Source organism: Inhella crocodyli (genome assembly GCF_004004565.1).
Taxonomy (GTDB): domain Bacteria; phylum Pseudomonadota; class Gammaproteobacteria; order Burkholderiales; family Burkholderiaceae_C; genus Inhella; species Inhella crocodyli.
The window spans coordinates 379,402-403,560 of sequence record NZ_SACM01000001.1 but is presented as its reverse complement, the minus strand read 5'-3'; the positions used below and the strand labels follow the sequence as shown (position 1 = coordinate 403,560).

The window sequence follows — 24,159 nt, the reverse complement described above, 5'->3', positions numbered from 1 at the left end:
GTGGGGCCATGAACCCCAGCGAAGTCCACGAGGTCCTGCGGCTCAGCAAGCTCTTCGGCGCCCTATCGGACGCCGACCGGCAGGCCTTGGTCGGGCAGTTGCGCGTGCGCCGGGTGCAGGCGGGCCATCAGCTGTACGCCGAAGGCGCGTCGGCCGACGGCCTGTTCATCGTGCTGAGCGGTCGCCTGCGGGTGTCGCGCCATGGGCGCGGCGGTGACCTGCTGCTCTACAACGAACTCTGCCCCGGTGAGTGCACCGGCGTGGCCGGCTTGATGCTGGGCCAGCCGCGCACGGCCGACCTGTTCGCCCTGCGCGACGCCGTCGTGGCCGAATTGAACCAAGAGGGCTACGAGCACCTGCTGCGCGGCAACCCCCTGGTGTTCAGCCGCCTGTTCGCCCAGGCCCTGCACCACTACCTGCGGCACATCCAGCAGCTGGACGAGGGCCAACGCGCCCAAACCATCGCCATCGTGCCGCTTCAAGCCGGCCCGGAGGCCCACCGGCTGGCCCTGCACTTGCACGAGGTGCTGAGCGCCCAGGGGCGCTGTGCCCTGTTGGAGCCGAGCGGCGAGGCCAGCAGCGAATTGGACGTGGCCCAAGCCATGCTGCGCATCGACCAGCACGACCGCCAGACCGAGGTGCTGCTGATTCACGCCGAGCCCAGCGCCAGCGCCTGGACGCGGCTGGCGCTGCGCCAGGCCGACCAGATCCTGTTCGTCGCGACCCCGGGCCCCAGTCCGCTGCCCGGGCCCCTCGAGCGTCGCTTGCGCGAGGAGCCGGGTTTCGACTTCAAACGCCAGCACCTGGTGCTGGTGCACCCCGAGGACAGCCCCCTGCCCCAGTCGCCCCGCCCTTGGCGGCAAGACCGCAGTCGGCTCGAGCGGGTGCTGCCCATCCGTGCCGGTCACCCCCAAGACACTGGGCGCTTGGCGCGCTTGCTCACCGGTCGCGCCGTGGGCGTGGTGCTGGGCGGCGGCGGGGCGCGGGGCTTCGCGCACCTGGGGGTGCTGCGCGCCTTGCAAGAAGCCGGCATCCCCATCGATTTGGTGGGGGGCAACAGCATGGGGGCCCTGATCGGCTCGCAGTGGGCGCTGGGCTACGGCCTGGACGAGATCCAAGCGCGGGTGCTGGCCTTTGCCGCCAACGGCGAGCGACCCACCCTGCCCGTGGTCTCCCTGCTGTCGGGCCGGCGCATGGAGCAAGGGCTTCGCCGCCTGTGCGACAACGCCCAGGTCGACGGCCTGTGGACGCCCTTCTTCACCGCCGCCTGCAACCTCAGCCGCGCCGCCACCACCGTGCTGGACCACGGCCCCTTGTGGCGGGCCGTGCTGGCCAGCAACAGCCCTGCAGGACTGCTGCCCCCGGTGCTGTACGACGGCGAGTTGCTGGTCGATGGCGCCATCTTGGACAACGTGCCCGTCGAGGCCATGCGTCAGCGTCTGGGCACCCCGTTGGAGCGCCGCCGTGGCAACGGCACGGTGATCGCCATCGACGTGGACGTGCAAGAGCCGCTGGAAGCACCGGTCGACAAGACCCACCTGCGCCCCATGGACAAGTTGCGGAGCACCTTGAGCCGTGGTCAGTCTTTGCCCGGGATCGGCGACATCCTGTACCGCGCCGGCCACCTTGGGGGGCTGATGCAGCGGAGCAAGACGGTGAGCCTGTCGGACTTCTACCTCGAACCGCCGGTTTCGGCGTACTCCCTGATGGCCTACAAGCGGGCCGACGAGATCGTGGCCTGCGGCTACGAGTATGCGGTCAAGGCCATCGCGGCCTGGGACCGCCTGGCCTTCGGCGGCCGATGACGGTCGGCGCCCGTCGCCTGGCCCTGTCGCTGGCGCAGCGCGAGGTGCTGCTGGACCAGCGCGCCTACCCCGACAGCCCGCACCTGCTGCTGGGCGGCTTTGCGCTGCTGCGCGGGCCGGTGGACGGCGCGCACCTGCAAGGCGCGCTGCAGCAGTTGGCCCGGGAGCAGGTGGCCCTGCGCCTGCGCGCCCTGGACACCGCCGGCCAAACCCTGCTGCCCCCCGAGCACGAGGCCCCCTCCCTCGTCCACCTGCCCCCGGGAGACCCGCAGCACCCCTGGGAGGCGATGGACGCCGTGTGGCAGCGCTGGACGGCCCAGCCCTTGGACCTGGCCCACGACGTGCCCTGGCGCATGGGCTGGATGCCCTTTCATCCCACCCTGCACGGTTTGATCCTCTTCACCCACCACGCAGTGATGGACGGCTACGGCACGGCGCAGTTCATGCGTCGCTGGGCGGCGCTGTACACCGCCTTGGTCCGCGGGGAAGCCGCGCCGCCCGAGGATGGCGAGGTCTACCTCCAGCACATCGAGGCCAGCCAGGCCTACCCGGGCAGTCCGGCGATGGCGGCCGATGCTCGCCACTGGCAGGCCCGCTTCCCCAGCGCCCCCCCGCCGCTTGTGCCCCCGGCATGGCAGGCCCAATTGCCGCGGGCCCGCTTGGCGCAGCAGCCCTGGTCGCGCTCGCGGCAATCCCAGTGGGCGGCCCTGGGCGCCTTGGAGGGGCAAACCGCCTTTGCCACCCTGTTGGCGGCCTTGGCCGTGCATTGCACCCGCGTGGCCGGGGTGGACGAGGTGGTGATCGGGGTGCCCACGCTCAACCGCCTGGGGCGCGCCCACCGCCAAGCGGTCGGCATGTACGTCGGCGTCATGCCCCTGCGCTTGCGCCCCTTGCCCCAGGACACCCCCCGGGCCTTGATGGCCCAGATCGCCGCGCAGTTGCACGCTGGCCTTCGCCATGCCCGCTACCCGGCCAGCCAATTGGCGCGGGACTTGAACCTGCTGGCCCAAGGCCGGCACAGCCTGTTCGATGTGCTGCTGAGCTTCGAGCGCCAGGACTACCAGCTGCAATTTGGCGACGCCACCTTGACCGAATCGCAGCAGCTGTTCAGCGGTTGGGCGCGCTTCCCGCTCAGCCTCACGGTGTGCGATTTCGGCCCGGAGCGGGAGCTGCTGGCCGTCGCCGAGGGCAGCGCCGAGCGCTACGACGCCCGCGGGCTGGCGCTGCTCTTGCGGCGCGTGGCCCACGTGGCCGACCAGCTCGCGGCGGCGCCCGAGGCTCCGCTGTCGCAGGTGCGCCTGCTGGACGCGGTCGAACGGGCTGCGGTGCTCGACGAACCCCACCGGGACCTGGCGCAACTCGACGAGGTGGAGCCCTTCGTTCAACGCTTCTACCAGCGGGCCGCGCTCCTGCCCGAGGCCCCGGCCCTGGTGTGGGACGGCGGCCGCCTGAGCTACCAAACCTTGGCCCAGGGCGCCACCGAGGTGGCGGCAAAGGTGCAGGGTCTGGGTGGCGTGGGGGGCGAGCACATCGTGGCCCTGGCCCTGCCCCGGGGCGCGGCTTGGGTGCAAGCCGTGTTGGGGGTGGCGCGCGCGGGGGCGGCGTTCCTGCCCTTGGACCCGGATGCTCCCGACGAGCGCCAGCGCCTGTTGTTGCAGCAGGTCCAGCCCGCACTGGTCTTGACCACGCAGGCGGCCCTGCCGCGCTGGCAGGCCCTGCACCCCCGGGTGCTGGCCGTGGACGGCGAGAACGCGGCGGAACCCAAGCGTTCGGCGGCCGCACCGCACGCCTGGCCCGCCGCGTCCGACCTCGCCTACCTGCTCTTCACCAGCGGCAGCACGGGCGCGCCCAAGGCTGTCGCCGTCTCGCACGGCGCCTTGGCCCGGCGCTTGGCTTGGATGGCCCGGGCCTGGGGCATCGGTCCGGCCGACCGGGCGCTGCAAGGCACGCAACTCACCTTCGACCCCTGCCTGATCGAGCTGCTGCTGCCCCTGACCCAGGGCGCCAGCGTGGCCCTGCCAGCGCCGGGCAAAGTGGCACCGGAGTCCCTGGCGGCTTTTGCCGCCCGACACGCGTGCACGTTCACCGCCTTGGTGCCCACCACCCTGCGCCGGTTGTTGGACGGCATCGAGGCCCTGCCCCCCACCGAGCGCCAGCGACTGCCGTTGCGCCTGGCCTGTTGCGGGGGAGAGGTCCTGCCCCCGACCCTGGTGCAGCGCTGGGCCGCACTCACGCCGGCCGTGCTGTGGAACGTGTACGGGCCGACGGAGGCCACCATCTTCGCCAGCGCCTGGCCCTGCCGCGGCGAGGCGCCCGCCGGGCCGGTGCCGCTGGGCTTGCCGATCGACGACACGCGGCTGTACGTGCTCGACGCCCAGGGCGAGCCCCTGCCCTACGGCACCGAGGGCGAGATCTGGATCGGTGGCCGCGCCCTGGCCGAGGGTTACTGGCAGGACGCCGAGCGCACGGCCGCGGCCTTTGTGCCCGACCCGCACGCGCCCACACCGGGCGCGCGACGCTACCGCACCGGCGATCGCGGTTGGTGGGACGGTCAAGGCCGCTTGCAGTTCGCCGGCCGCTGGGACCGGCAGCTCAAACTGCGCGGGCTGCGGGTCGAGCCGGGCGAGGTCGAGGCCGCGCTGCTCGCCCTGCCCGGCGTGACCGAGGCCCACGTGCAGGCCGTGGCCGATGGCGATCGCTGGATGCTGCACGCCTGGCTGGCCCCGGCCGACCTCGCGCTGGCGGCGGTTCAAGCCCAGGCGCGCCAGTGCCTGCCCGAGGCCTTGGTGCCCAGTCGCTGGGCACTGCTGCCCGCCCTGCCCCGGGGCCCGCACGGCAAGGTCGACGCGCCGGCGCTGCCGCCCTGCGACGCGCGGGCGCCCTCGCGCGCGCCCCGCACCGCCCTCGAAGCCACCTTGCAGGAGCTCTTGCGCCAGGTGCTGCACCAGCCGGAGTTGGGCGTGGACGACGACTTCTTCTTCAGCGGGGGCGACTCGCTGGCGGCCCTGGACTGGCTGGCGGCCATCGAACAACGCACGGGCCTGCGGCCCAGCCTGGGCCTGCTCACCCAGGCACCCACCGTGGCCCGATTGGCCGCGGCCTTGGTGGCGCAGGGCGACCCCGGTGCGATGGGCGAGCTGCCGGCGGCGGTGGCCCGTGGAACGGCTCGCCTGGCCCAGCCCTTGTCGGACGCCCCGGGGTGCCCCCTGCTCTTCCTCGCGGCCAGCGGGCACGGGGACCTGCTGCGCTTCCAGGCCTTGGCGCAAGCGCTCAGCCCGCACCTGGCGGTGACCATGCTGCAGCCACCGCACGACCTGCCAGCGCCGCGCATGGACCTGCTGGCCCAGGCCTATGCCGACCACGTGCAGGCCGTGCGGCAGGCCGAGGGCCCGCGGCCCGTGGTGCTGGCCGGGTTCTCGGTCGGGGGCGTGGCGGCCTTGGAAACCGCACGCTTGCTCCAGGAACGCGGGGCTCCGGTGCAGGCCCTGGTGCTGATCGACTCGGTCTACCCCCGTTGGCTGTTCCGGCAAGCCTGGCTGTGGCGCTTGCTCGGCTGGCTTTCGCGCCGCCTGGCGGTGCAGGAGCTCACCATGAACGGACGTCGACTGGGTGCCATGTTCAGCGATGCCGGCCTGCGCTTGCAGGTGCTCGCCTTGCGCCACCACCGGGTGGGCGCCGTGCCGGGCCCCGTCACCCTCATCCGCACCAGCGGGCTGGCGCGTTGGCAACGGTGGCTCTTCGGCCCCTGGCGCGCCCAGGTGGGCCCCACCCTGCGCGTGCAGGAGGTGCCCGGCCTGCACGGCTCCATCTTTGAACCCGCCCGGATTCAAGCGCTGGCGATGGCCTTGCGGGGCGCCGTGGGCGCCCGTCACGAAGCGTCCACCATCGCGGGCGACACTTCCGCCCATGGATGACGCGGCACGCCGGCGATTGCGAGTGTTGATGGGCCTGGCCTTGGGCCTGATCGCCCTGGCCTTGGTGTGGCAGTTCAGCCCGGCCCGCGCCTACCTGGCCCCCCTGCCCCTGATCGAGGCCTGGCAGGCCGTGGCCCAACGCCTGGGCTGGGCGGCGGTGCTGGGGAGCTTCGTGCTGGCTTGCACGCTGGCGGTCCCCCTGTCGCTCTTGACCTTGTTGGCCGTGCTGGCCTTCGACCCCTGGCACGGCGCGGCCTTGGCGCTGCTGGGGGCCAGCCTGTGCGCGGTGCTGACCTTCGCGCTGGGACGCCACCTCGGCCAAGCCGCGGTGACCCAGTGGGCCGGCCCTCGGGTGCAGGCCTTGAACGCCTTGGCCGAACGCCGCGGCCTGCTGGCGGTGATTGCCGTGCGCCTGGTGCCGGCCGCGCCCTTTGCCGTGGTCAACCTGGTGCTGGGCAGCACGCGCATTCGCTGGCGTGCCCTGCTGCTGGGCAACCTGCTGGGCATGCTGCCCATGGTGCTGGTCACCGCCTGGGCCGCGCCGGCCATCCTGCACCAGTTGCAGCACCCCAGCGCCTGGGGTTGGGCGGGATTGGGTGGGCTGCTGGCGCTCTTGCTCGGCGCGAGCCTGCTGGTTCGGCGCTGGGTCCGCGCCCTGTGACGCCGCCATGAAACCGCTTCGTTTGTGCCTGGTGCGCCACGGCGAAACCGACTGGAACGTGGAACACCGCATGCAGGGCTGGACCGACATCCCGCTGAACGCCCGCGGACGCCAACAGGCCCAGGCCCTGGCCGCGGCGCTGCGCGACACGACCTTCGACGCGGTCGTCAGCAGCCCCTTGCAGCGGGCGCTGCACACGGCCCAGGCCGTGGCCCAGGGGCGCGAGGTGCGGCTGGAGCCGCGCCTGCGCGAGCGCCACCACGGGGAGGTGCAGGGCCTCACGCGCGATGAGATGCGCGTGGCCCACCCGGCTCTGCATGCGGCCTTGGTCGCCCGCCGACCCGGTTACCTGCCGCCAGGGGGCGAAAGCATCGAGGCCTTCGACGCCCGGGTGCGCGCTGCCCTGACCGACCTGCGCGAGGCCCATGCCGGTTGCACCGTGCTGGCCGTGGCGCATGGCGGCGTGCTCGACGTGGTGTGGCGCTGGGCCACGGGCCAAGACCTGCACAGCGCCCGCCAGCAGCCCTTGCCCAACGCCGCCATCAACTGGCTGGTGAGCGAGGGCAACGCGTGGCGCGTGGTGGCCTTCGGGGTGGACGCGCACTTGCGCGACGCGCTGGACGACCAGGGGGGCTGAGCGCCCCAGCCCTCACCACACGCGACAGCGTTCGGCGTCGGGCTTGGTCATGGCGCTGCCCGGTTTGCAGGCGAAGGCCTTCTCGAACTCCGGCATGTTCACCACCACGCCATTGATGCGGTAACGCCCGGGCGAATGCGGGTCGGTGCGCGCATGCACGCGGGCGGCCTCGGGGCGTTGGTGGCTGCAGTCCCACTGGGCAAAGCCCACGAAAAAGCGCTGCTCGGGCGTCAAGCCGTCTTGGTTGGGCAGGGCTTGGCCCTGCACCTGGGCCTGCCAGGCCACCCAGGCCAGCACCAAGCCGCCCAAGTCGGCCAGGTCCTCGCCCAAGGTCAACTTGCTGTTGATCTTGATGTCGTCGACCACCGTGTACTGGGCGTACTGGTTCGAAACGCAGGCCGCGCGCTTCTCGAAGGCCTTGGCATCGGCCCGGCCCCACCAGTCCTTGAGGCGTCCCTTGGCGTCGAACTGCCGGCCTTCGTCGTCGAAGCCGTGGATCAACTCGTGCCCGATGGTGCCGCCGGTGTTGCCGTAGTTCGGCGCGTCGTCCAGCTTGGCATCGAACAGCGGCGGCTGCAGCACGGCAGCCGGGAAGTTGATGTCGTTCATCTGGGGGTTGTAGTAGGCGTTCACCGTTTGCGGCGTCATGCCCCACTCGCCCCGGTCCAGCGGCTGACCGATCTTGGCCAGGTCGCGGGCCGATTCGAAGGCGTTGCCGGCCAGCACGTTGCCAAAGAAGTCGGTGCGCGACACCGCCATCGCACCGTAGTCGCGCCAGCGTTCGGGGTAGCCGACCTTGTTGACCACGGTGTGCAGCTTTTCCAGGGCCTTGGCCTTGGTGCCCGCGCTCATCCAGTCGAGCTGCTGGATGCGCTGGGCCATGGCCTTCTCGATCTGCTCGCTCATCGTCAGCACCTTGGCCTTTAGCTCGGGGCTGAAGTTGCGTGCCACGTACTCCTGGCCCAGGGCCTCGCCGAGTTGGGCATCGGCCAGTTGCACGCAGGTCTTCCAGCGGGCCTTGCGCTGCGGCGTGCCCTGCAGGGTCTTCTCGTAGAAGTCGAAGTGGGCCTGCTGCCAGCGCTCGTTCAGCAGCGGCGCGGCGTTGCGCGCCAGCTGCCAGCGCAGGTAGGTCTTCACCTCGGCCAGCGGGGCCTTGGCCAGCCAGGACAAGGAGGCCCGCACGAAGCGAGGCTCGTTGACGTTGTGCGCCTCGGGCGCTGGGGCCCCGACGGCGGAGCGGTACGCGCGCCAATCGAACTGCGGGTTCAGCGCCTGCAGTGCCGACAGGCCCATCGGGTGGTAGCTGGCGTAGGGGTCGCGCTGCTGCACGCGGGTCAAACGGGCCTTGGCCAGAAGGGTCTCGGTGGCCAGCACGCTGCGGGCTGCGGCCTGGGCCTGCGCGGGGCTGTGCCCCATCAGCTCGAAGCTGCGCTCGATGTTGGCGCGGTACTGGCCGCGCAGTTCGCGGCTCTTGGTGTCGGTGCGCAGGTAGTCGTCGCGGTCCGGCAGGCCCAGGCCGCCGGCGGTCACGAAGGCGATCACGCGCTCCGGGTCGGCCAGGTCCTGGCCGGCGCCGTAACCGAACAAGAAACCGTCGGTGCGGAAGGCCCGCTGCAGCGCCCCGATCAGCGCCGGCAGTTCGCGCCGGTCGCTCAGGGCGTCGATGCGCGACAGCCAGGGCGCGAGCGGGGCGGCCCCGGCTGCTTCCACGGCCGCTTCGTCCATGCAGGCGGCGAAGTAGTCGCCCAGCTTGCGCTGGTCGGCGCTGCCGCCGGCCTGGGCGGCAAGACCTTGCAACACGCCCCACAGGTAGCGTTGGTTGTCATTGGCCAGCTTGGCGTACACGCTCCAGCGCGACTGGTCGGCCGGGATGGGGTTGGCGGCCATCCAACCGCCGCAGCTGAAACGGTACAGGTCCTCGCAGGGGTCGACGCTGCGGTCCATGGCCTGCACGTCGAGGCTGGGGGTGTAAGGCAGCTGCGTCAGCGGCGTGTCGGTCGCCGAGGCCAGGGGGGCGGCCAGGGCGATTGCCAGGGCCAATGCGGTGGGGCGGTGGAAGCTCATGGCCCCAATTGTCGGCAGGGCTTTCCCCTCCTGCCATTCGTGACGGTGCCTTCCCCACAGGGGAAAGCACCGAGCACGCTCAGTCGACGACCTGCACGCCCCGCGCGAAGGCCACGCGGTCTTTGATCTCGGCGGCCGCGTCGCTGGGCTCGGGGTAGAACCAAACGGCGTCCGGCAGCATCTCGCCATTGACAAACAGGCTCATCCATTGCGCCTGGCCCTTCCACGGGCAACTGCTGCGGTGGTTGCTGAAGGTGGTGAATTCCCGCTTCAGGCTGCTGGCGGGGAAGTAGTGATTGCCTTCGACCACGACGGTGTCGTCGCTTTCGGCCACCACGGTGCCGTTCCAAATCGCTTTCATCGCCAACCCTTCACTGCCCGGTCATGCCGGTGACTTGCTTGAACCCGTCCACGTCCTTGCCCTTGCGCGCGCGCTTGCCGGCGTGCGCCGCCAGCCCCGACAGGCGCAACACGTCGTCCTTGGGCTTGTTGCCGCGGGCGATGCCGCTCAGGTTGAGCTGCGTGGCAAAGCAGGCCACGGCGTGCAGGCGGTCTTTGCCCTCCAGGTCGATCAAGGTCAGGCCTCGGCCGCCCTTGGGCTGCAGCTTGAGCTCGGTGACCGGGAAGGTCAGCAGGCGGCCTTCGGTGCTGAGGACCGCCAGCTGCGGCAACGCGGGCGACACCAGCGCCGGGCGCAGCGGCAGCTCGTCCTTTTCCAGGGCCAAGAAGGTCTTGCCCACGCGCTTGGAGGCCGTCAGGTCGCCGATGGTGGCCACCAGCCCGAAGCCCAGGCTGCCCGCCAGCACCAAGCTCTGCGTCGCCGGCCCGGCGACGTAGTGCAGCAGTTGCGTGCCCGCTTCCAGCTCGATCAGGCTGGTCATCGGCGCGCCATCGCCCCGCCCACCCGGCAAGGTGCTGACGGCCACCGAGTAGCTGCGGCCGCTGCTGCCCAAGGCAATCAGCGTGTCCACGCTGCGGCAAGGGAAGGTGCCATACAGGCCGTCGCCCGCCTTGAAGGCCAGGCCGTTGACGTCGACCTCGTGGCCCTTCATGGCGCGCACCCAGCCCTTTTGGCTGACGACCACGGTCACCGGTTCGTCCACCACCTTCAGCTCCGCCGACGCGCGCTTTTCGGCTTGGATGAGCGTGCGACGCTCGTCGCCAAACTGCTTGGCGTCGGCCTCGATCTCTTTGACCATCAAGCGCCGCAGCGACGACGGATTGGCCAAGATCTCTTCCAGCTTGGCGCCCTCGGTGCGCAGCTCGGCCAGCTCTTGCTCGATCTTGATCGCCTCCAGCCGCGCCAACTGGCGCAGCCGAATCTCGAGGATGTCCTCGGCCTGCCGGTCGCTGAGGCGGAATCGCTCGATCAGCGCCGGCTTGGGCTCGTCGCTGTTGCGGATGATGCGGATCACCTCGTCGATGTTCAGCAGCACCTGCTGCCGGCCCTCGAGGATGTGGATGCGGTCGTTGACCTTGCCCAGGCGGTGGCGGCTGCGGCGCTCGATCGTCGTTTGGCGGAACGTCAGCCATTCGGTGATCACCTGGCGGAAGGTCTTTTGCACCGGCTTGCCGTCCAGGCCGACCATCGTCAGGTTGATGGGGCTGCTGGTCTCCAAGCTGGTGTGCGCCAGCAGCACCTGGGTCAACTCGTCCACGCTCACGGTGCGGCTCTTGGGCTCGAACACCAGGCGCACGGCGGCGTCCTTGCTGCTTTCGTCGCGCACGCCGTCCAGCACGGCCAGCAGCGTGTTCTTCAGTTGCAGCTGCTCGGGCGTCACCGCCTTTTTGCCGGTCTTGACCTTGGGGTTCGAGATCTCCTCGATCTCTTCGAGCACCTTCTGGCTGGAGACGCCATGCGGCAACTCGGTGATGACGAGTTGCCACTGGCCGCGGGCCAGGTCCTCGACCTTCCAGCGCGCGCGCAGCTTCAGGCTGCCGCGGCCGGTGCTGTACGCGGCGCGGATCTCTTCCGGGCTGGAAATGATCTGCGCGCCGCCCGGGAAGTCCGGCCCGGGCAGCAGGGTGAACAGCTCGTCGTCGCTGAGCGCGGGCTGCTTGAGCAGGGCCACGGCGGCGGCGGCGACCTCGCGCAGGTTGTGGCTGGGCACCTCGGTGGCCATGCCCACGGCAATGCCGCTGGCGCCGTTGAGCAGCACAAAGGGCAGGCGCGCTGGCAGCTCCTTGGGCTCTTCGGTCGAGCCGTCGTAGTTCGGCGTGAAGTCCACCGTGCCTTCGTCCAGCTCCTCCATGAGCAGCCGGGCGAGCGGGGTCAAGCGGGCTTCGGTGTAGCGCATCGCGGCCGCGCCGTCGCCGTCGCGCGAGCCGAAGTTGCCCTGCCCATCCACCAGCGGGTAGCGCTGGGCGAAGTCCTGCGCCATGCGCACCAAGGCGTCGTAGGCGGCTTGGTCGCCGTGCGGGTGGAAGCGGCCCAGCACGTCGCCCACCACGCGGGCCGACTTGACCGGCTTGGCGCCGTTGGCCCCCGTCCAGGCCAAGCCCAGGCGCAGCATGGCGTACAGGATGCGCCGCTGCACGGGCTTTTGCCCGTCGGTCACGACCGGCAAGGCCCGGCCCTTGACGACGCTCAGCGCGTACTCCAGGTAAGCGCGCTGTGCGTACTCGCCCAGGCTCAGGCTGTCGCCGCCATCCAATCCGTTCCCGCCACCGGCGGGGCTGAAATCCAAAGTCTCTTGCGTGCTCATGCTCACTCTTGTCCCATCGCCACCCGCGCTTGGTACTCGCGGTCCAGCATCGACATCACGATCAGGCTGTCGTAGCCGTCCGCCCCGTCCAGGGTGACGCGCACGCTTTCGCGCAGTCGACCCTCCTCGACGAAGCCCTCATTCAAATACAGCCGGTGCGCGCGCTCGTTCAGCGCCTTCACGTCCAGCCAAAAACGGTGCGCCTTCAACTGCTGGAAAGCCATGGCCTTCAATAGCCGTACGCACTGCCGGCCGAGGCCTTGCCCCTTGCGCTGCAGCACCAACCGCTTGAGCTCGATCGACCCATGCGGATTGCGGCAGCCTTGCAAGATCACGAAACCAATGCGCTCTCGCGCGTCGGCTTCGACGATGAAGTGCCGTGCATCGGGGAAGCGGATGGCCCCCTCGTGTTGGGTGCGCTCCCAAGGGGTGATGAAGGGGCGGTTGGCGCCGTCTTGCTCCACCGACGCCACCCAGTCCAAGTCGGACAGCATGCTCGGACGCAGTCGAAGCTGGGGCATCAGTTCGTCTCCAAGCCGCGCGTCAGTTGCCGGTGCAGCCAGGATTGCTCGGCGCCACTCAGGCTTTGGTGACAAGGCAGGTGGATCAGGGCCTCGCTGTAGGCCTGCGACACCTCACAGTCCGACACGGCCATGTCGTCCCAACGCCAGATGGGCAGGCCCAGGCGCTTGAGTCGCGGAAACTGCCGCGCGGGCGCCTCGAGCACCAGCGGGAACATGTAGGGCACCTCGTCGTCGCACAAGGTGTCCCGCAGGGGCCGGCAACCGGCCAGACCCGCCACGGCCTGCACCCAGGCTTGGTACGCCTGGCGTCGAGCTTCGGCCGCGGCCGAGGGGTCTTGGCGGCGAGCCCAGGTCTGCGCCAAGCGGCAACTCGCTTGCCCCTCGTCGGCCTCTTCGTAATGGGCCGAGGGCCGGTCCGAGCGAATCATCCGGCGCGGGGGCGGGTCGTCCGCGGGCTTGGGCAAGGCGGGGTCCTGCAAAGCTGCCCGTCCGCGCAGCCCCGCGGCGCGGCGCTGCCACAGGTCGCGCACCCAGCGCAACTCGCGCCAAAGGCTGGCGCCCTTCGGATCGGCCGGCACCGTGTCGCCCGGCCGAACCATCAGCCAGCCTTCTTCCTCGCACGGCAACAGCTTGTAAGGGCTGGCCACGGCAAAGCGCCCCGCCGCGCCGGGGGGTAAGCGGTCGCTCAGCCCTCGGGCACTGAAGAGGGCGTGCGAGCAGTCTTCGACCAAGGCGATGCCACGGGACTCGCACCAGGCCGCCACGGCGCGGGCGTCGCTCAGCAGCCCGAAAAAGTGCGTCAGCAACATGGCGCGAACCGGCACTGGGCTGGCCGCCACGATCGCGTCAATCGCCTCCAGGCGCGGCGACAAGTCCGGGTTCAGCGGATACAGGTGGAGCGTCGCGCTCAGGCGAAGGGCCGGGTCCAGCATGGTTCGGCAGTGGTAGGCCGGGGCCAGCAAGGCGCCTTCGGGTCCAACGCCGCTGAGCCGGTAGGCCTCGAGTAGCGCATAGCGGCCTCGCCGGTAGTGCAGTCGGGCGCGGTCGGCGCCGATCAAGCCGAAGCGGCCGGGCACCTGCGCGGGTGCGCTCTCACTCCACCAAGGCAGCACCGGCACCGTTGGGCTGGGGAAGCCCAGGCCCGAGGGATCAAAGACCCGGTAGGCGAGCTCGCTCACGACTTCAATCGCTGGTGCCAGCGGCGCGGCCAGTCCCATCGGTCCACGTTCAGGTGGTACAGCTGACGTCGGCGGTCGGTCCATCGGGTGTGCCACTCGAGAACTTTGCCGTAGAACTCGATGCGCGACGTGCGACCCTGGGCGAACTCGCGCTCAAAGCCTTCTTGTTTTAGCAAATAGGCCGGGCTGTACTGCTTGAACGCCGTGTCGTAGGCCGTCTTCAGCATCACCAAGGTTCGACCCTGCAGCAAGTTGATGTCCATCGCCACCAAGTCGTCGCCGATGTGCAGACACCACAACTCGGCCTGCCCAGTCGCCGCAAAGTTTTGCAGCATGCGTGCGTAGAACGCAGATTGCCCGTTGGACACGTCGATCGCCGTGCCCTGCTCCGCTTTCCAGCCCGACGCCTCCAGGCGGACGTAGTCCTCCATGGCACGGGCCATGTCCGAGGGTGCCGTGACGGTGCTGAAGCGCAGCGCGAGGCCCTCGCTTTCCAGTCGGTTGCGAATCTTGCGCAGGTTGCTTTTGAGGTTCTTGCCGCGTGACTCCCAGTACGACGACCAGTCGCCCTCCACCGCCAACCAAGCGGTGTCAACGTAGTCCACGCCACTCATGGCCGGGCCTTCCACTCGGGGGGTGAAGGCAGGGTCCAACTGCGTGAGGCCCAAAGAGAGGGTGAATCCAGGAAGCGCACGGAACAGCGAGCGCAGGCAGGGGCGGAGTTCCGCCCCAGGTCGATGCAGCCAAGCCCCCAAAGGCAGTTGCGACGGCTGAAAGGTGTGCCAATGCCAAGCGCTGGCGCGGGTCAAAACCGCGGCCGCTTGCAATTGCCCAGCGGCATCGAATCCCCATGCGACGCGTTCATGCCCGTTGCCGAAACTGGCCAGCAAGGGCAATAAAAAGGCGGTGCGCAAGAAGGGCAACTCACCAGCGTGGTGGTTCAGTTCGTCCCAATGCTGCGCTTTGTGCAGCAGGCAGCTGGCCGGCTCTACGGTCCAGCGGAGTTCACCTGGTTTCATCGACGCGAGGACGCGTGCGGCCAGCGTGCCCTTGGCCGCCCGGCTCACCATCGATCGCCCTCTTCTCCCTGTGCTTGCATTTCCAACGGCCGGCATCCTATCGGCCGCGCCAAGTCCTGAAGGCACCGCCCGGGTTGGGTTGGCGTCGCCGTTCATGCTTTGGTGCACAGCGAGACTTCCGTCACGGCGCGGACGCCCTCAGACGTCGATCTCGATGCCATCGGCCAAGCGTTCCATCAGGTCGCGACGCGCTGCCGCCTCGTTGCGGCCCATCAATTGGGTCAGCACGCCGTCGGCCGCGGCCAAGTCGGGCACGTCCACGCGCAGCAGGCGCCGGGTGTCGGGGTTCAGGGTGGTGTCCCACAGCTGCTCGGCGCTCATTTCGCCCAGGCCTTTGAAGCGGCTGATGGTCCAGCTGCCCTCTCGGGCGCCTTCTTTGCGCAGCTTGTCCAAGATCGCCGTCAGCTCGCCTTCGTCCAGGGCGTACATCTTGAGCGGTGGCTTCTTGCCGCGGGCGGGCGCATCCACACGGAACAGGGGCGGCCTGGCCACGTACACGTGGCCCGCGGCGACCATGCCCGGGAAATGCTTGTAGAACAGGCTCAGCAGCAGCACCTGGATGTGCGCACCGTCCACGTCGGCGTCGCTCAAGATGCAGACCTTGCCGTAGCGCAGGCCGCTCAGGTCGCCCGCGCCCGTGTGGGGATCGACACCGATGGCCACCGCGATGTCGTGCACCTCGTTGTTCTTGAACAGCAGGTCGCGCTCAACCTCCCAGGTGTTCAGCACCTTGCCGCGCAAAGGCAAGATGGCCTGGGTCTCCTTGTTGCGCCCCATCTTGGCGCTGCCGCCGGCGCTGTCGCCTTCCACCAGGAAGAGCTCGTTCAGGTTGGTGTCACGGCTTTCGCAGTCGGTCAGCTTGCCCGGCAGCACGGCCACGCCGCTGCCCTTCTTCTTTTCCACCTTCTGCGCGGCGCGCTGGCGCGTTTGAGCTTGCTTGATGACCAGCTCGGCGAGCTTCTTGCCCTGCTCGACGTGCTGGTTGAGCCAAAGTTCGAAGGCCGGGCGCACGTAGCCGCCCACCAAGCGCAGCGCGTCGCGGCTGTTCAGACGCTCTTTGGTTTGGCCTTGGAACTGCGGGTCCAGCACCTTGGCGCTGAGCACGAAGCTGGCCCGGCTGAACAAGTCCTCGGGCATGAGCTTCACGCCCTTGGGCAGCAGCGAGTGCAGTTCGATGAAGGCCTTGACCGCCTGGAACAGGCCGTCCTTGAGGCCCGCCTCGTGCGTGCCGCCGGCCACCGTGGGGATGAGGTTGACGTAGCTCTCTCGCTGGCTGGCCGACTCTTCGGTGAAGGCCACGCACCAAGCGGCGCCCTCGCCTTCGGCGAAGTTCTCACTGTCGCTGGCCTTGGCGTAGTGCGCGCCCTCGAACAATTCCACGATGGGCTCGGCGCTGAGGTTGGCCTGCAGGTACTCGCGCAGGCCGCCCTTGTAGAGCCAGGTTTGCGTTTCGCCCTTCTTCTCGTCCGTCAGGGTGACGGTGACGCCCGGCATCAGCACCGCCTTGCTGCGCAGCAGGTGCACCAACTCGTTGCGCGGCAATTCCGGACTGTCGAAGTACTTGGCCTCGGGCCACACGCGCACCTTGGTGCCTTGCTTGCGAGGCACGCCCGGCTGCACGTTCACGGACTGGATCACGTCGCCGTGGCTGAACACGATGCTGGCCACTTGGCCCTCGCGCTGCACCGTCACCTCCAGGCGCTTGGCCAGGGCGTTGGTCACGCTCACGCCCACACCGTGCAGCCCCCCACTGAAGCTGTACGCGCCGCCGGCGCCCTTGTCGAACTTGCCCCCGGCATGCAATCGCGTGAAGACGATCTCCACCACCGGCACGCCTTCTTCAGGGTGCAAGCCGAAGGGGATGCCGCGGCCATCGTCTTCGACGCTGACGGACCCATCGGCGTGCAGGGTCAGCGCGATGCGCTTGCCGTGACCGGCCAAGGCCTCGTCGGCGGCGTTGTCCAGCACTTCCTGGACGATGTGCAGCGGGTTGTCGGTCCGGGTGTACATGCCCGGCCGTTGCTTGACGGGCTCCAAGCCCTTCAAGACGCGGATGGAGGCTTCGCCGTAAGCGGCGTTGGAGGGGGTGACTGCCATGGGGGTCCCAGTGAGAGGGGGCGGATTCTAGGAAGCCCGGCTGACAATGCCGCCCGATGGCACCCCCCTCCCCTTGGATTCAGCGCTGGGCCCCGCAATGGGCGCCCGGTCGCACGGCCCTGGACGTGGCCTGCGGCCACGGGCGGCATGCCCATTGGTTGGCCGCGCGCGGCCTGCGCGTCACGGGGGTGGACCGCGATGCCGACGCGCTGGCCAGCCTGCCGCCCGAGGTCGAGACCTGCCAGGCCGACTTGGAAGGCGAACCGTGGCCCTTGCCAGGACGCTTGTTCGACATCGTGCTCGTCACGCATTACTTGTGGCGCCCTCTGTTTCCGCAGTTGCTCGCCAGCGTCGCCCCCGGGGGCTGGTACCTGCACGAGACCTTTGCCGATGGACAGCAGCACTTGGGTCGCCCCCGCAACCCCGACTTCCTTTTGCGGCCGGGCGAGCTTTGGACGGTGTGCCAAGGTCTTCACGTGCTGGCCTACGAAGACGGCGTGGTCAACGGCGCGCGGGTCCAGCGCGTTGCGGCGCGCCGGCTGGCCGACGCGCAGCCCCTCCTAGAATCTCCCGTTCCCTCGAGTTGTCACCCATGAAACCCATCACCGGCAGCATCGTCGCCCTGGTCACCCCGATGCACCCCGACGGCAGCATCGACTTCGACGCCCTGCGCCGACTCATCGACTGGCACATCCAAGAAGGCACCCACTGCATCGGCGTGGTCGGCACCACGGGCGAATCGCCCACGGTCACCATGGCCGAGAACTGCGAGGTCATTCGCGTGGCCGTGGAGCACGTGGCCGGCCGTGTGCCCGTGCTGGCTGGCACCGGTGCCAACGCCACGGCCGAGGCCATCGAATTGACCCGTTTTGCCAAGCAGGTCGGCGCCGATGCCCACCTGAGCGTGGTGCCCTACTACAACAAGCCCAGCCAAGAAGGCATCTACCAGCACTACAAGGCCATCGCCGAGGCGGTGGACTTGCCGATGATGCTCTACAACGTGCCCGGCCGCACCGTGGCAGACATGGCCCCCGAAACCGCGCTGCGGTGCGCCGAATTGCCAGGGGTGTTCGGGGTCAAAGAGGCGACCGGGAACATCGAGCGCGCCGCATGGCTCATCAAGCATGCCCCCAAGGGCTTCCACATCTACTCGGGCGACGACGGCACGGCCATCGCCATGATGCTGATGGGCGGCTCGGGCGTGGTGAGCGTGTGCGCCAACGTGGCCCCCAAGGCGATGTCCGAATTGTGCGTGGCGGCCATGCGGGGCGACGCGGCGGCGGCCACGGCCCTGCACTTCCGCCTCTTGCCCCTGCACAAGCAGTTGTTTGTCGAATCCAGCCCGGCCCCCACCAAGTGGGCCTTGAACCGCCTCGGGCGCTGCAACAATGCACTGCGCCTGCCGCTCTTGCCATTGACGCCTGCTGGCCAAGCCGCGGTCGATGCTGCGATGCACGAAGCCGGCGTGCTGTGACCCGTTTTTTTGCTTTCTTTCCTGCTAGGACCGCCTCTGTGACCCGTTTCCCCGCCCCCCGCGTCCTGACCCTCAGCGTGGCCCTTGCCTTGGCCGGTTGCAGTTCCTTTGACGGTGCCTTCACCAGCGACAAGGTCGACTACCGCGGTCAAGCCAAGCAGACGACCGGCCTGGAAGTGCCCCCGGACCTGACGCAACTTCAGCGCCAGGCCCCCTTGGGCCGCGGCGCCGTCAGTGCGGCCCAGTTGGCGCAGAACCCATCGGGCGGGGCGGTGCAGGCACCAGCGGCCACGGTGGCGGTGAATCAAGTGCCTGGCGCCGAACTGACGCGCGTTGGCAGCGTCCGCGTCATCCGCACCAGCCAGACCCCCGAGCAAGTGTGGGCCACCAGCCGTGCGTTCTGGACCGACCTGGGCTTCGACCTGCCCGCCGAGCAGGCCGACATTGGGGTCATGGAAACCGACTGGAAGGAAAACCGCGCCAAGCTGCCCAAAGACTTCATCCGCCGCACGATCGGCACGATCTTCGACGGCTTCTACTCGACGGGCGAGCGCGACAAGTTCCGCACCCGCGTTGAGCGCGTCGGCAACGCGACCGAGATCACCATCACGCACCGCGGCATGCAAGAGGTCTACACCTCGACCCAAAAGGACCAGACGGTGTGGCAACCCCGCCCGGCCGACACCGAACTGGAAGCCGAGATGCTCAGCCGCCTGCTGCTGCGCTTGGGCGGCCAAGTGACGGCGGCCACGCCGGAGCAGAAGGCCACGGTCGCAGCGGCCACGCCGAACGTCGTGGAACCCGAGCGCTTGGACTTGAGCCGCGTCCCCAACGAATTGGTGGTGGCGGAAGACTTTGAGCGCGCTTGGCGCCGTGTCGGCCAGTCGCTGGACCGCCATGGCTTCACGCTGGAAGATCGCGACCGCCGTGCCGGCCTCTTCTTCCTTCGTTACGCCGACCCCGACAAGGCCGGCAAGGAAGAGCCGGGCTTCTTCGCCCGACTCTTTGGCAAAACCGACGGCCCGAGCACCGCGAAGTTGCGCGTGTTGGTCAAGAGCGAAGGCAACCGCTCCGTGGTCACGGTGCAGAACGCGCAGGGCCAGCAACAAACCGACGACATCGCCAAGCGCATCCTTGGTCTGTTGCAGCAAGACCTTCGCTGACGCGCCGCCCCAATCCACACGGCCACGGCCGAAACCCGCCCCGGGTTTCGGCCGTTTTCTTTGGTGGATTCACAACACCATGCCGCAGGCCAGCGCCACGCGGGCATGAAAAAACCGCCCGAAGGCGGTTTTTTGGGGATCGGCGCCCAGTGGGCGCCGAAGTGCCTGCAGCTTAGTTGCTGGCAGCGGCCGAAGCGGCTTGAGCGGCGGCGGGGGCCGAAGCGTCAGCGGCGGGGGCCGAAGCGGCTTCCGAAGCAGCGGGAGCGGGAGCAGCGGTTTCGGCCGGAGCGACCGGAGCGGCTTCTTCCTTCTTGGTGCAAGCGGTCAGGGCGGCGGCGGCCAGCAAGGCGGCGAACAGGATCGACTTGTTCATTGGGGTCCTCTAGAAGACAGAAAAAACGTTTTTACCGGTAGATTCGCAGCCACCCACCCAAAAGGCTGGATGGCCACACTGCACCCCAATTCCTTGGTGCACAGCAAAGGGTTGAAAACCTCGAGCGCTCTCAACGCCTAGCCAGCGATTCTAGGGGGGTATTCATGGAGTCTGACTACAGGCCCACGGTGCTGAGCGGCCAGGAGGGGCTGGATCGTTGTGCAATTGCATCAAACTGCTCTAGAGCCGCCTGCCTATCGGTCGCATGCCGGCTGAAAGTGGCCCGCCAAGCCTCGAAGTCGAGCACCCGCAACACCCCGGCGCCCTCGCCGCCCACCACCACCAAGGTCGAGGTCGGCCAGCCAGCGCCCGCCTCCCCTTCCTCGAAGCTGCCGATGCGCAGCAGGTGGTCCCACTTCAAGCGCCACTGGACGAAGCGCGATTGGTGGCGTGCGGCGGTCGTGTAATCCGGCGCCAGCATCTCCAACCGGCCGCCGCCACGGCCCCAATGCGCCAGGGCCTCCAACACGTCCAGGTCGGACCAGGGCCAGTCGGCAAAGTTCGGGTCCAAAGCCAGGATGCGCCGCGCCCCTTGGGCGCAGCCCTGCAAGATCAACGCACGGCGCAGGGCTCGCAATTCGCCCAGGCCCTCGTGCCGCCCTTCGGTCAGGACGCTGACGTCGTCTCGTTCGGCCACAGCCACCCCCAATCCAACCAGTCGTTCACCAGGGCGCGCGCGCCCTCGCTCAATCGCGCCACGTCGGCGCCCGGCAGGGTCCGGGCATGGGCCAAACGCGCCATCAGTTTCGCGTCGCGGCCGCCCGCGCGGTAGGCCTCGCCGTTGAAGAACACGTGCCATCGGTCCACCAGCATGCGGCTGGCCGGGGCCAGCCGAACCCCAGCGGAGGCATCCCCGGACCGTCCTTCGAAGATTTGCTGCGCCTTGGGTTCGCTCAGCCACTCCCCCAGGGCCCGGGCCAAGCGCTGCGGGTCGCTGACGGCGCGCCGCAACGCTTCCTGGGCAAAGGCTTGCAGGGCCTCCGGCACCTCGGCGGGCGCGAGCGTCGCCACCTGGCCGGCATCGCGGTAGCGCAGCCCCAGACCGGGCGGCTCGTCGTCTTCCGGGTCGAGCAAACGGGGCAGCAACTGGTCGGCCAACTCGAGCATCGACGGGGCCCGAAACCCCACCGAGGCGGTGATGCAGTCCGCCCCTTCCGCCACGCCATCGTGCGCCCAGCGGGGCGGCAGGTACAGCCAGTCGCCAGGCTCCAAGACCCATTCCTGCTCGGGTTCAAAGTCCCGCAGGATCTTGAGTGGCGTGTCGTCTCGCAACGAGAGGTCGGTCTGCCGCCCGATGCGCCAGCGACGGCGACCGGCGATTTGCACCAAGAACACGTCGTAGGCGTCGAAATGGGGGCCCACGCCACCGCCGTCGCTGGCCCAACTGACCATCACGTCGTCCAGGCGCGCCTCCGGGATGAAGCGGAAGGCGTCCATCAGGCTTCGCGCCGCCGGCCATTGCGCTTCCACGCCTTGGACCAGCAGGGTCCAGCCCGATCGCTTCACCGGCGGCAAACGCCCGTGCGGGCCCGATTGAACTTGCCAGCCTTTGGCGGTCTGCGCCACGAGCCGGCTCTCGACGTCCTCGCGGCCCGCCAATTCAAACAAGGCCTGGCGCGGCATTTGGCCCGCCCAGCCGGCGGCCCCTCCGCGCACCAACAGGGGTTTGCGCTGCCAGTGGCGGCGCATGAAGGTTTGGGGGCTCAGGCCGCCCAGCAAAGGGAGAGGTGCATCCAGATTCATCGGCATGGCGTCGATTGTGCTGTGCGAACATCCCCGACATGCACGAAGTGAGCTCCCCCTGCGTCGTCAGCTTGACCTGGCGACTTGAAGACGCGCAAAGCGAATTGATCGACACCCTCGACGAAGCCACCGAGTTCTTTCTCGGCGGCGACGACCTCCTGCCCAAAGTGGAAGCGGCCTTGCTGAACCAGCCGGTGGGGGCCGAAGTGGCCGTGGCCTTGGAGCCGGCCGACGCCTTCGGTGAGTACGACTCGGGCTTGGTGTGCTTCGAGCCCAAGGGCCTCTTCCCGGACAACGTCGAGCCCGGCATGCGATTCGAAGGCTTGCCCCCCAACGCGCAAACGCCGGACATGCCCGCCGAAGCGATCTACACCGTGACCGAGGTCTACCCCGACCACGTGGTGCTCGACGGCAACCACCCCTTGGCGGGCATTGGCTTGCGCATGTACGTGCAATTGCGCGCCGTGCGTGCCGCCACGGCCGACGAACTGGCCCAGCGCAGCGTGGGTGGGCCCTTGCTGCAGGTGCTCGAAGGCGCCCCGCCCGAGGCGCCCCTGCACTGAACGTCCCTGGGCTCAGCCCCGTCCGGTCGATCCGAACCCGCCCTCGCCGCGCTCGCTGGCGCCGAACTCGGCCACCACGCGGAACTGGGCCTGCACCACCGGCACGATGACGAGCTGGGCCAGGCGGTCCAAAGGCTGGATGGTGAACGCGGCGCTGCCGCGGTTCCAGCAGGACACCATCAAGGGCCCTTGGTAGTCGGCGTCGATCAAGCCCACCAAGTTCCCCAGCACGATGCCGTGCTTGTGGCCCAAGCCCGAGCGCGGCAGGATCATGCCGGCCAAGCCCGGGTCGGCGATGTGGATGCTGATGCCCGTGGGCACCAGGACGGTCTGGCCCGGCGCCAGTTCCAAAGGCGCCTCCAGGGCGGCCCGCAGGTCGAGGCCGGCGCTGCCCGGCGTGGCGTAAGCCGGCAATTGATCGGCAAGGCGCGGATCGAGGACCCGCAGGTCGATGGTGGCGGTGCTCATGGGCGCTTCAGTCGCAAGGCGATGTCGTCAATCAGTTGTTGGGCCAATTCGGTTTTCGGGGCCCGGGGCAGTTCACGCTGCCCCTGCTCATCGATCAGCAGCAAGGCGTTGTCGTCCTGACCGAAGGTGGCGGGGCCGAGGTTGCCCACGATGAGGGGGATGCCCTTGCGCAGGCGCTTGGCCTGCGCATGGTCGGCCAGCTTTTCGCTTTCGGCCGCGAAGCCCACGCAATAGGGAGCCTGAGGCAGGGCCGCCACGGTGGCCAAGATGTCGGGGTTCTCGGTGAACGCCAGCGTCGGCGTCGCCCCGCTTCCGTCCTTTTTGATCTTCTGCTCGGCGCAGGTGGCGGGTCGCCAATCGGCCACCGCGGCCGTCGCGATGAACACCGCGTTCGCCGGGGCCAGCGGCAGCACAGCCTCCAGCATGTCCTGGGCCGACTGCACGTCGATGCGGTGCACGCCCCAGGGCGTGGGCAGGGCCACGGGCCCGGCCACCAAGGTCACCTCGGCGCCGGCGCGCTGCGCCGCTTGGGCAATGGCGAAGCCCATCTTGCCGCTGCTGCGGTTCGTGATCCCGCGCACCGGGTCGATGGGTTCGAAGGTGGGGCCGGCCGTGACCAGCACCCGCACCCCGGCGAGGCGTTGGGGGGTGAAGCAGGCCTCCAAGCGCTCGAACAACTCGGCCGGCTCGAGCATGCGCCCATCGCCCACCTCGCCACAGGCTTGGTCGCCCGCCGCGGGCCCCCAAACTTGCGCGCCATCGGCCCGCAGCTGCGCCACGTTGCGCTGCGTCGCCGGGTGGGCCCACATCTCGCGGTTCATGGCCGGCGCGACGATCAGCGGGCAGCGGTCGATGGGCCGCGCCAGGGCCGTCAGGCTGACGAGTTCGTCGGCCCGGCCCTGCGCCAGCTTGGCGATCATGTCAGCACTGGCCGGTGCCACCAGCATCGCGTCGGCCTCGCGCCCGGCGTTGATGTGGTGCATGTTGTTGGGCGCGCTGGCGTCCCACTGGCTGAGCAGCACGGGCCGGCCGGACAACGCTTGCATCGTCACCGGCGTGATGAACTGGCAGGCGGCCTCCGACATCATGACCTGCACGGTAGCCCCGGCCTTGGTGACCAAGCGAACCAGTTCGGCGATCTTGTAGCCGGCGATGCCGCCGGACAGGGCCACCAGGAGGTGGCGGCCTTTCAGGGAAGAGCTCATGGGGAGGACTCTAGCCGCCCTCACCCACCGGTCGACACCGTTCGGCCGCGGCTGCGACGCACCAGGGCGATGAGGCCGCTGAGGGCCAGACCGGCGATGAACAAGAGCACGCTGCCCAGCCCCCAAAGGCCCCAAATCAGCAAGCTCGCCCAGCCCGACAGATCGGGCCAGGACTGCACCCACGCTTGCAAGGCAGGGCCCCACTCCAGCAAGGCCTCGCGCAGCGCCTGCACCCACCCCAAGCCCAGCCAGGCCGACAGCCACTCGGGCATGGGGATCTCGGGCACGTGGGCCGCCCAATCGCCGCCGCGCTGCCACCCTTCCCAGCCCACGACCCACCGCGCCAGCCAGCAAAAGGTCGACCACAGCCCCCACAGGACCAGCACCCCAGTCCAAGCCAAGCCGTGCCACAGCATGTCGATCTCCCGTCGTCGCGTTGGGGCGCA

21 protein-coding genes are annotated in these 24,159 nt (G+C 69.3%); 8 read left to right on the top strand and 13 right to left on the bottom strand.

The features are described from left to right. Positions 1-8: 8 nt before the first annotated feature. The 4 genes from EOD73_RS01800 to EOD73_RS01785 are packed head-to-tail and all read left to right on the top strand — an operon-like array spanning position 9 to position 7,017. Positions 9-1,805, top strand: coding sequence for a patatin-like phospholipase family protein (locus EOD73_RS01800; RefSeq protein WP_127680304.1), 1,797 nt, complete (start codon positions 9-11; stop codon positions 1,803-1,805). Then, positions 1,802-5,719 carry a non-ribosomal peptide synthetase gene (locus EOD73_RS01795; RefSeq protein ID WP_127680302.1) on the top strand — a complete coding sequence of 1,306 codons (3,918 nt, stop codon included), beginning with the start codon at positions 1,802-1,804 and terminating at the stop codon, positions 5,717-5,719. Before EOD73_RS01800 ends, EOD73_RS01795 begins: the two co-directional genes overlap by 4 nt. Further along, positions 5,712-6,380 carry a TVP38/TMEM64 family protein gene (locus tag EOD73_RS01790; RefSeq protein WP_164845920.1) on the top strand — a complete coding sequence of 223 codons (669 nt, stop codon included), beginning with the start codon at positions 5,712-5,714 and terminating at the stop codon, positions 6,378-6,380. Before EOD73_RS01795 ends, EOD73_RS01790 begins: the two co-directional genes overlap by 8 nt. Before the next feature lie 7 nt (positions 6,381-6,387). Beyond that, positions 6,388-7,017 (top strand): histidine phosphatase family protein, encoded by a 630-nt coding sequence (locus tag EOD73_RS01785; protein WP_127680298.1) that lies wholly within the window; start codon positions 6,388-6,390, stop codon positions 7,015-7,017. Between the two features lie 12 nt (positions 7,018-7,029). Here EOD73_RS01785 and EOD73_RS01780 read toward each other — a convergent pair whose 3' ends face one another. From EOD73_RS01780 to EOD73_RS01750, 7 genes are all read right to left on the bottom strand, one after another. Beyond that, complete coding sequence (locus EOD73_RS01780) at positions 7,030-9,081, bottom strand: M13 family metallopeptidase (protein WP_127680296.1); 2,052 nt, start codon at positions 9,079-9,081, stop codon at positions 7,030-7,032. A gap of 79 nt (positions 9,082-9,160) precedes the next feature. Then, positions 9,161-9,442: a DUF427 domain-containing protein gene (locus EOD73_RS01775; protein ID WP_127680294.1), complete on the bottom strand. Its 282-nt coding sequence runs from the start codon at positions 9,440-9,442 to the stop codon at positions 9,161-9,163. 10 nt (positions 9,443-9,452) lie between these two features. After that, positions 9,453-11,786: a DNA topoisomerase IV subunit A gene (parC, locus tag EOD73_RS01770; RefSeq protein WP_127680292.1), complete on the bottom strand. Its 2,334-nt coding sequence runs from the start codon at positions 11,784-11,786 to the stop codon at positions 9,453-9,455. 2 nt (positions 11,787-11,788) lie between these two features. Continuing rightward, positions 11,789-12,307 (bottom strand): GNAT family N-acetyltransferase, encoded by a 519-nt coding sequence (locus tag EOD73_RS01765; protein WP_127680290.1) that lies wholly within the window; start codon positions 12,305-12,307, stop codon positions 11,789-11,791. Further along, entirely contained in the window at positions 12,307-13,488 is a 1,182-nt protein-coding gene (locus EOD73_RS01760; RefSeq protein WP_164845919.1) for a DegT/DnrJ/EryC1/StrS family aminotransferase, read from the bottom strand. The genes EOD73_RS01765 and EOD73_RS01760 overlap by 1 nt, the downstream gene beginning before the upstream one ends. Next, the gene (locus EOD73_RS01755; RefSeq protein ID WP_164845918.1) at positions 13,485-14,507 is read right to left on the bottom strand and encodes a GNAT family N-acetyltransferase; all 1,023 of its coding nucleotides are present in this window, start codon (positions 14,505-14,507) and stop codon (positions 13,485-13,487) included. The genes EOD73_RS01760 and EOD73_RS01755 overlap by 4 nt, the downstream gene beginning before the upstream one ends. 198 nt (positions 14,508-14,705) lie before the next feature. Next, the gene (locus EOD73_RS01750) at positions 14,706-16,664 is read right to left on the bottom strand and encodes a DNA topoisomerase IV subunit B (protein WP_127680284.1); all 1,959 of its coding nucleotides are present in this window, start codon (positions 16,662-16,664) and stop codon (positions 14,706-14,708) included. Positions 16,665-16,720: 56 nt separating this feature from the next. On the opposite strand from EOD73_RS01750, the gene EOD73_RS01745 reads away from it, so the two are divergent. From EOD73_RS01745 to bamC, 3 genes are read left to right on the top strand one after another with little or no spacing between them, the layout of a single operon-like run. Next, a complete protein-coding gene (locus tag EOD73_RS01745) occupies positions 16,721-17,260 on the top strand; it encodes a class I SAM-dependent methyltransferase (protein WP_127680282.1) in 540 nt (179 codons plus the stop codon). Next, complete coding sequence (dapA, locus tag EOD73_RS01740; protein ID WP_127680280.1) at positions 17,257-18,138, top strand: 4-hydroxy-tetrahydrodipicolinate synthase; 882 nt, start codon at positions 17,257-17,259, stop codon at positions 18,136-18,138. Before EOD73_RS01745 ends, dapA begins: the two co-directional genes overlap by 4 nt. Positions 18,139-18,176: 38 nt before the next feature. Continuing rightward, positions 18,177-19,301 (top strand): NlpB/DapX family lipoprotein, encoded by a 1,125-nt coding sequence (gene bamC, locus EOD73_RS01735; RefSeq protein ID WP_127680278.1) that lies wholly within the window; start codon positions 18,177-18,179, stop codon positions 19,299-19,301. Between the two features lie 172 nt (positions 19,302-19,473). On the opposite strand, the gene EOD73_RS01730 is transcribed toward bamC, so the two are convergent. The 3 genes from EOD73_RS01730 to EOD73_RS01720 form a co-directional block, all read right to left on the bottom strand. After that, complete coding sequence (locus tag EOD73_RS01730; RefSeq protein ID WP_127680276.1) at positions 19,474-19,674, bottom strand: hypothetical protein; 201 nt, start codon at positions 19,672-19,674, stop codon at positions 19,474-19,476. Positions 19,675-19,849: 175 nt separating this feature from the next. After that, complete coding sequence (locus tag EOD73_RS01725; protein ID WP_127680274.1) at positions 19,850-20,371, bottom strand: hypothetical protein; 522 nt, start codon at positions 20,369-20,371, stop codon at positions 19,850-19,852. Then, positions 20,341-21,483 (bottom strand): cupin domain-containing protein, encoded by a 1,143-nt coding sequence (locus EOD73_RS01720; protein ID WP_310733051.1) that lies wholly within the window; start codon positions 21,481-21,483, stop codon positions 20,341-20,343. The genes EOD73_RS01725 and EOD73_RS01720 overlap by 31 nt, the downstream gene beginning before the upstream one ends. Before the next feature lie 32 nt (positions 21,484-21,515). On the opposite strand from EOD73_RS01720, the gene EOD73_RS01715 reads away from it, so the two are divergent. Next, positions 21,516-22,040, top strand: a complete 525-nt coding sequence (locus EOD73_RS01715; protein ID WP_127680273.1) for an FKBP-type peptidyl-prolyl cis-trans isomerase — start codon at positions 21,516-21,518, stop codon at positions 22,038-22,040. Between the two features lie 12 nt (positions 22,041-22,052). Here the strand turns inward: EOD73_RS01715 and dut are convergent, their stop codons facing one another. From dut to EOD73_RS01700, 3 genes are read right to left on the bottom strand one after another with little or no spacing between them, the layout of a single operon-like run. Further along, on the bottom strand, positions 22,053-22,508 hold the full coding sequence (gene dut, locus EOD73_RS01710) for a dUTP diphosphatase (protein ID WP_127680271.1): 456 nt from the start codon (positions 22,506-22,508) through the stop codon (positions 22,053-22,055). Next, positions 22,505-23,713 carry a bifunctional phosphopantothenoylcysteine decarboxylase/phosphopantothenate--cysteine ligase CoaBC gene (gene coaBC, locus EOD73_RS01705; RefSeq protein WP_127680269.1) on the bottom strand — a complete coding sequence of 403 codons (1,209 nt, stop codon included), beginning with the start codon at positions 23,711-23,713 and terminating at the stop codon, positions 22,505-22,507. The genes dut and coaBC overlap by 4 nt, the downstream gene beginning before the upstream one ends. A gap of 20 nt (positions 23,714-23,733) precedes the next feature. After that, positions 23,734-24,129, bottom strand: a complete 396-nt coding sequence (locus EOD73_RS01700) for a hypothetical protein (RefSeq protein WP_127680267.1) — start codon at positions 24,127-24,129, stop codon at positions 23,734-23,736. Between the last annotated feature and the right edge of the window lie 30 nt (positions 24,130-24,159).

Bases quoted from the DNA above. Each gene is read 5' to 3' on its own strand.
- EOD73_RS01715 (WP_127680273.1), top strand. From the start codon at position 21,516: ATGCACGAAGTGAGCTCCCCCTGCGTCGTCAGCTTGACCTGGCGACTT.
- dapA (WP_127680280.1), top strand. From the start codon at position 17,257: ATGAAACCCATCACCGGCAGCATCGTCGCCCTGGTCACCCCGATGCAC.
- EOD73_RS01745 (WP_127680282.1), top strand. From the start codon at position 16,721: ATGGCACCCCCCTCCCCTTGGATTCAGCGCTGGGCCCCGCAATGGGCG.
- EOD73_RS01775 (WP_127680294.1), bottom strand. From the start codon at position 9,442: ATGAAAGCGATTTGGAACGGCACCGTGGTGGCCGAAAGCGACGACACC.
- EOD73_RS01785 (WP_127680298.1), top strand. From the start codon at position 6,388: ATGAAACCGCTTCGTTTGTGCCTGGTGCGCCACGGCGAAACCGACTGG.
- EOD73_RS01750 (WP_127680284.1), bottom strand. From the start codon at position 16,664: ATGGCAGTCACCCCCTCCAACGCCGCTTACGGCGAAGCCTCCATCCGC.
- EOD73_RS01730 (WP_127680276.1), bottom strand. From the start codon at position 19,674: ATGAACAAGTCGATCCTGTTCGCCGCCTTGCTGGCCGCCGCCGCCCTG.
- EOD73_RS01765 (WP_127680290.1), bottom strand. From the start codon at position 12,307: ATGCCCCAGCTTCGACTGCGTCCGAGCATGCTGTCCGACTTGGACTGG.
- EOD73_RS01755 (WP_164845918.1), bottom strand. From the start codon at position 14,507: ATGAAACCAGGTGAACTCCGCTGGACCGTAGAGCCGGCCAGCTGCCTG.
- EOD73_RS01790 (WP_164845920.1), top strand. From the start codon at position 5,712: ATGGATGACGCGGCACGCCGGCGATTGCGAGTGTTGATGGGCCTGGCC.
- EOD73_RS01795 (WP_127680302.1), top strand. From the start codon at position 1,802: ATGACGGTCGGCGCCCGTCGCCTGGCCCTGTCGCTGGCGCAGCGCGAG.
- EOD73_RS01720 (WP_310733051.1), bottom strand. From the start codon at position 21,483: ATGCCGATGAATCTGGATGCACCTCTCCCTTTGCTGGGCGGCCTGAGC.
- parC (WP_127680292.1), bottom strand. From the start codon at position 11,786: ATGAGCACGCAAGAGACTTTGGATTTCAGCCCCGCCGGTGGCGGGAAC.
- EOD73_RS01780 (WP_127680296.1), bottom strand. From the start codon at position 9,081: ATGAGCTTCCACCGCCCCACCGCATTGGCCCTGGCAATCGCCCTGGCC.
- EOD73_RS01700 (WP_127680267.1), bottom strand. From the start codon at position 24,129: ATGCTGTGGCACGGCTTGGCTTGGACTGGGGTGCTGGTCCTGTGGGGG.
- EOD73_RS01800 (WP_127680304.1), top strand. From the start codon at position 9: ATGAACCCCAGCGAAGTCCACGAGGTCCTGCGGCTCAGCAAGCTCTTC.
- dut (WP_127680271.1), bottom strand. From the start codon at position 22,508: ATGAGCACCGCCACCATCGACCTGCGGGTCCTCGATCCGCGCCTTGCC.
- coaBC (WP_127680269.1), bottom strand. From the start codon at position 23,713: ATGAGCTCTTCCCTGAAAGGCCGCCACCTCCTGGTGGCCCTGTCCGGC.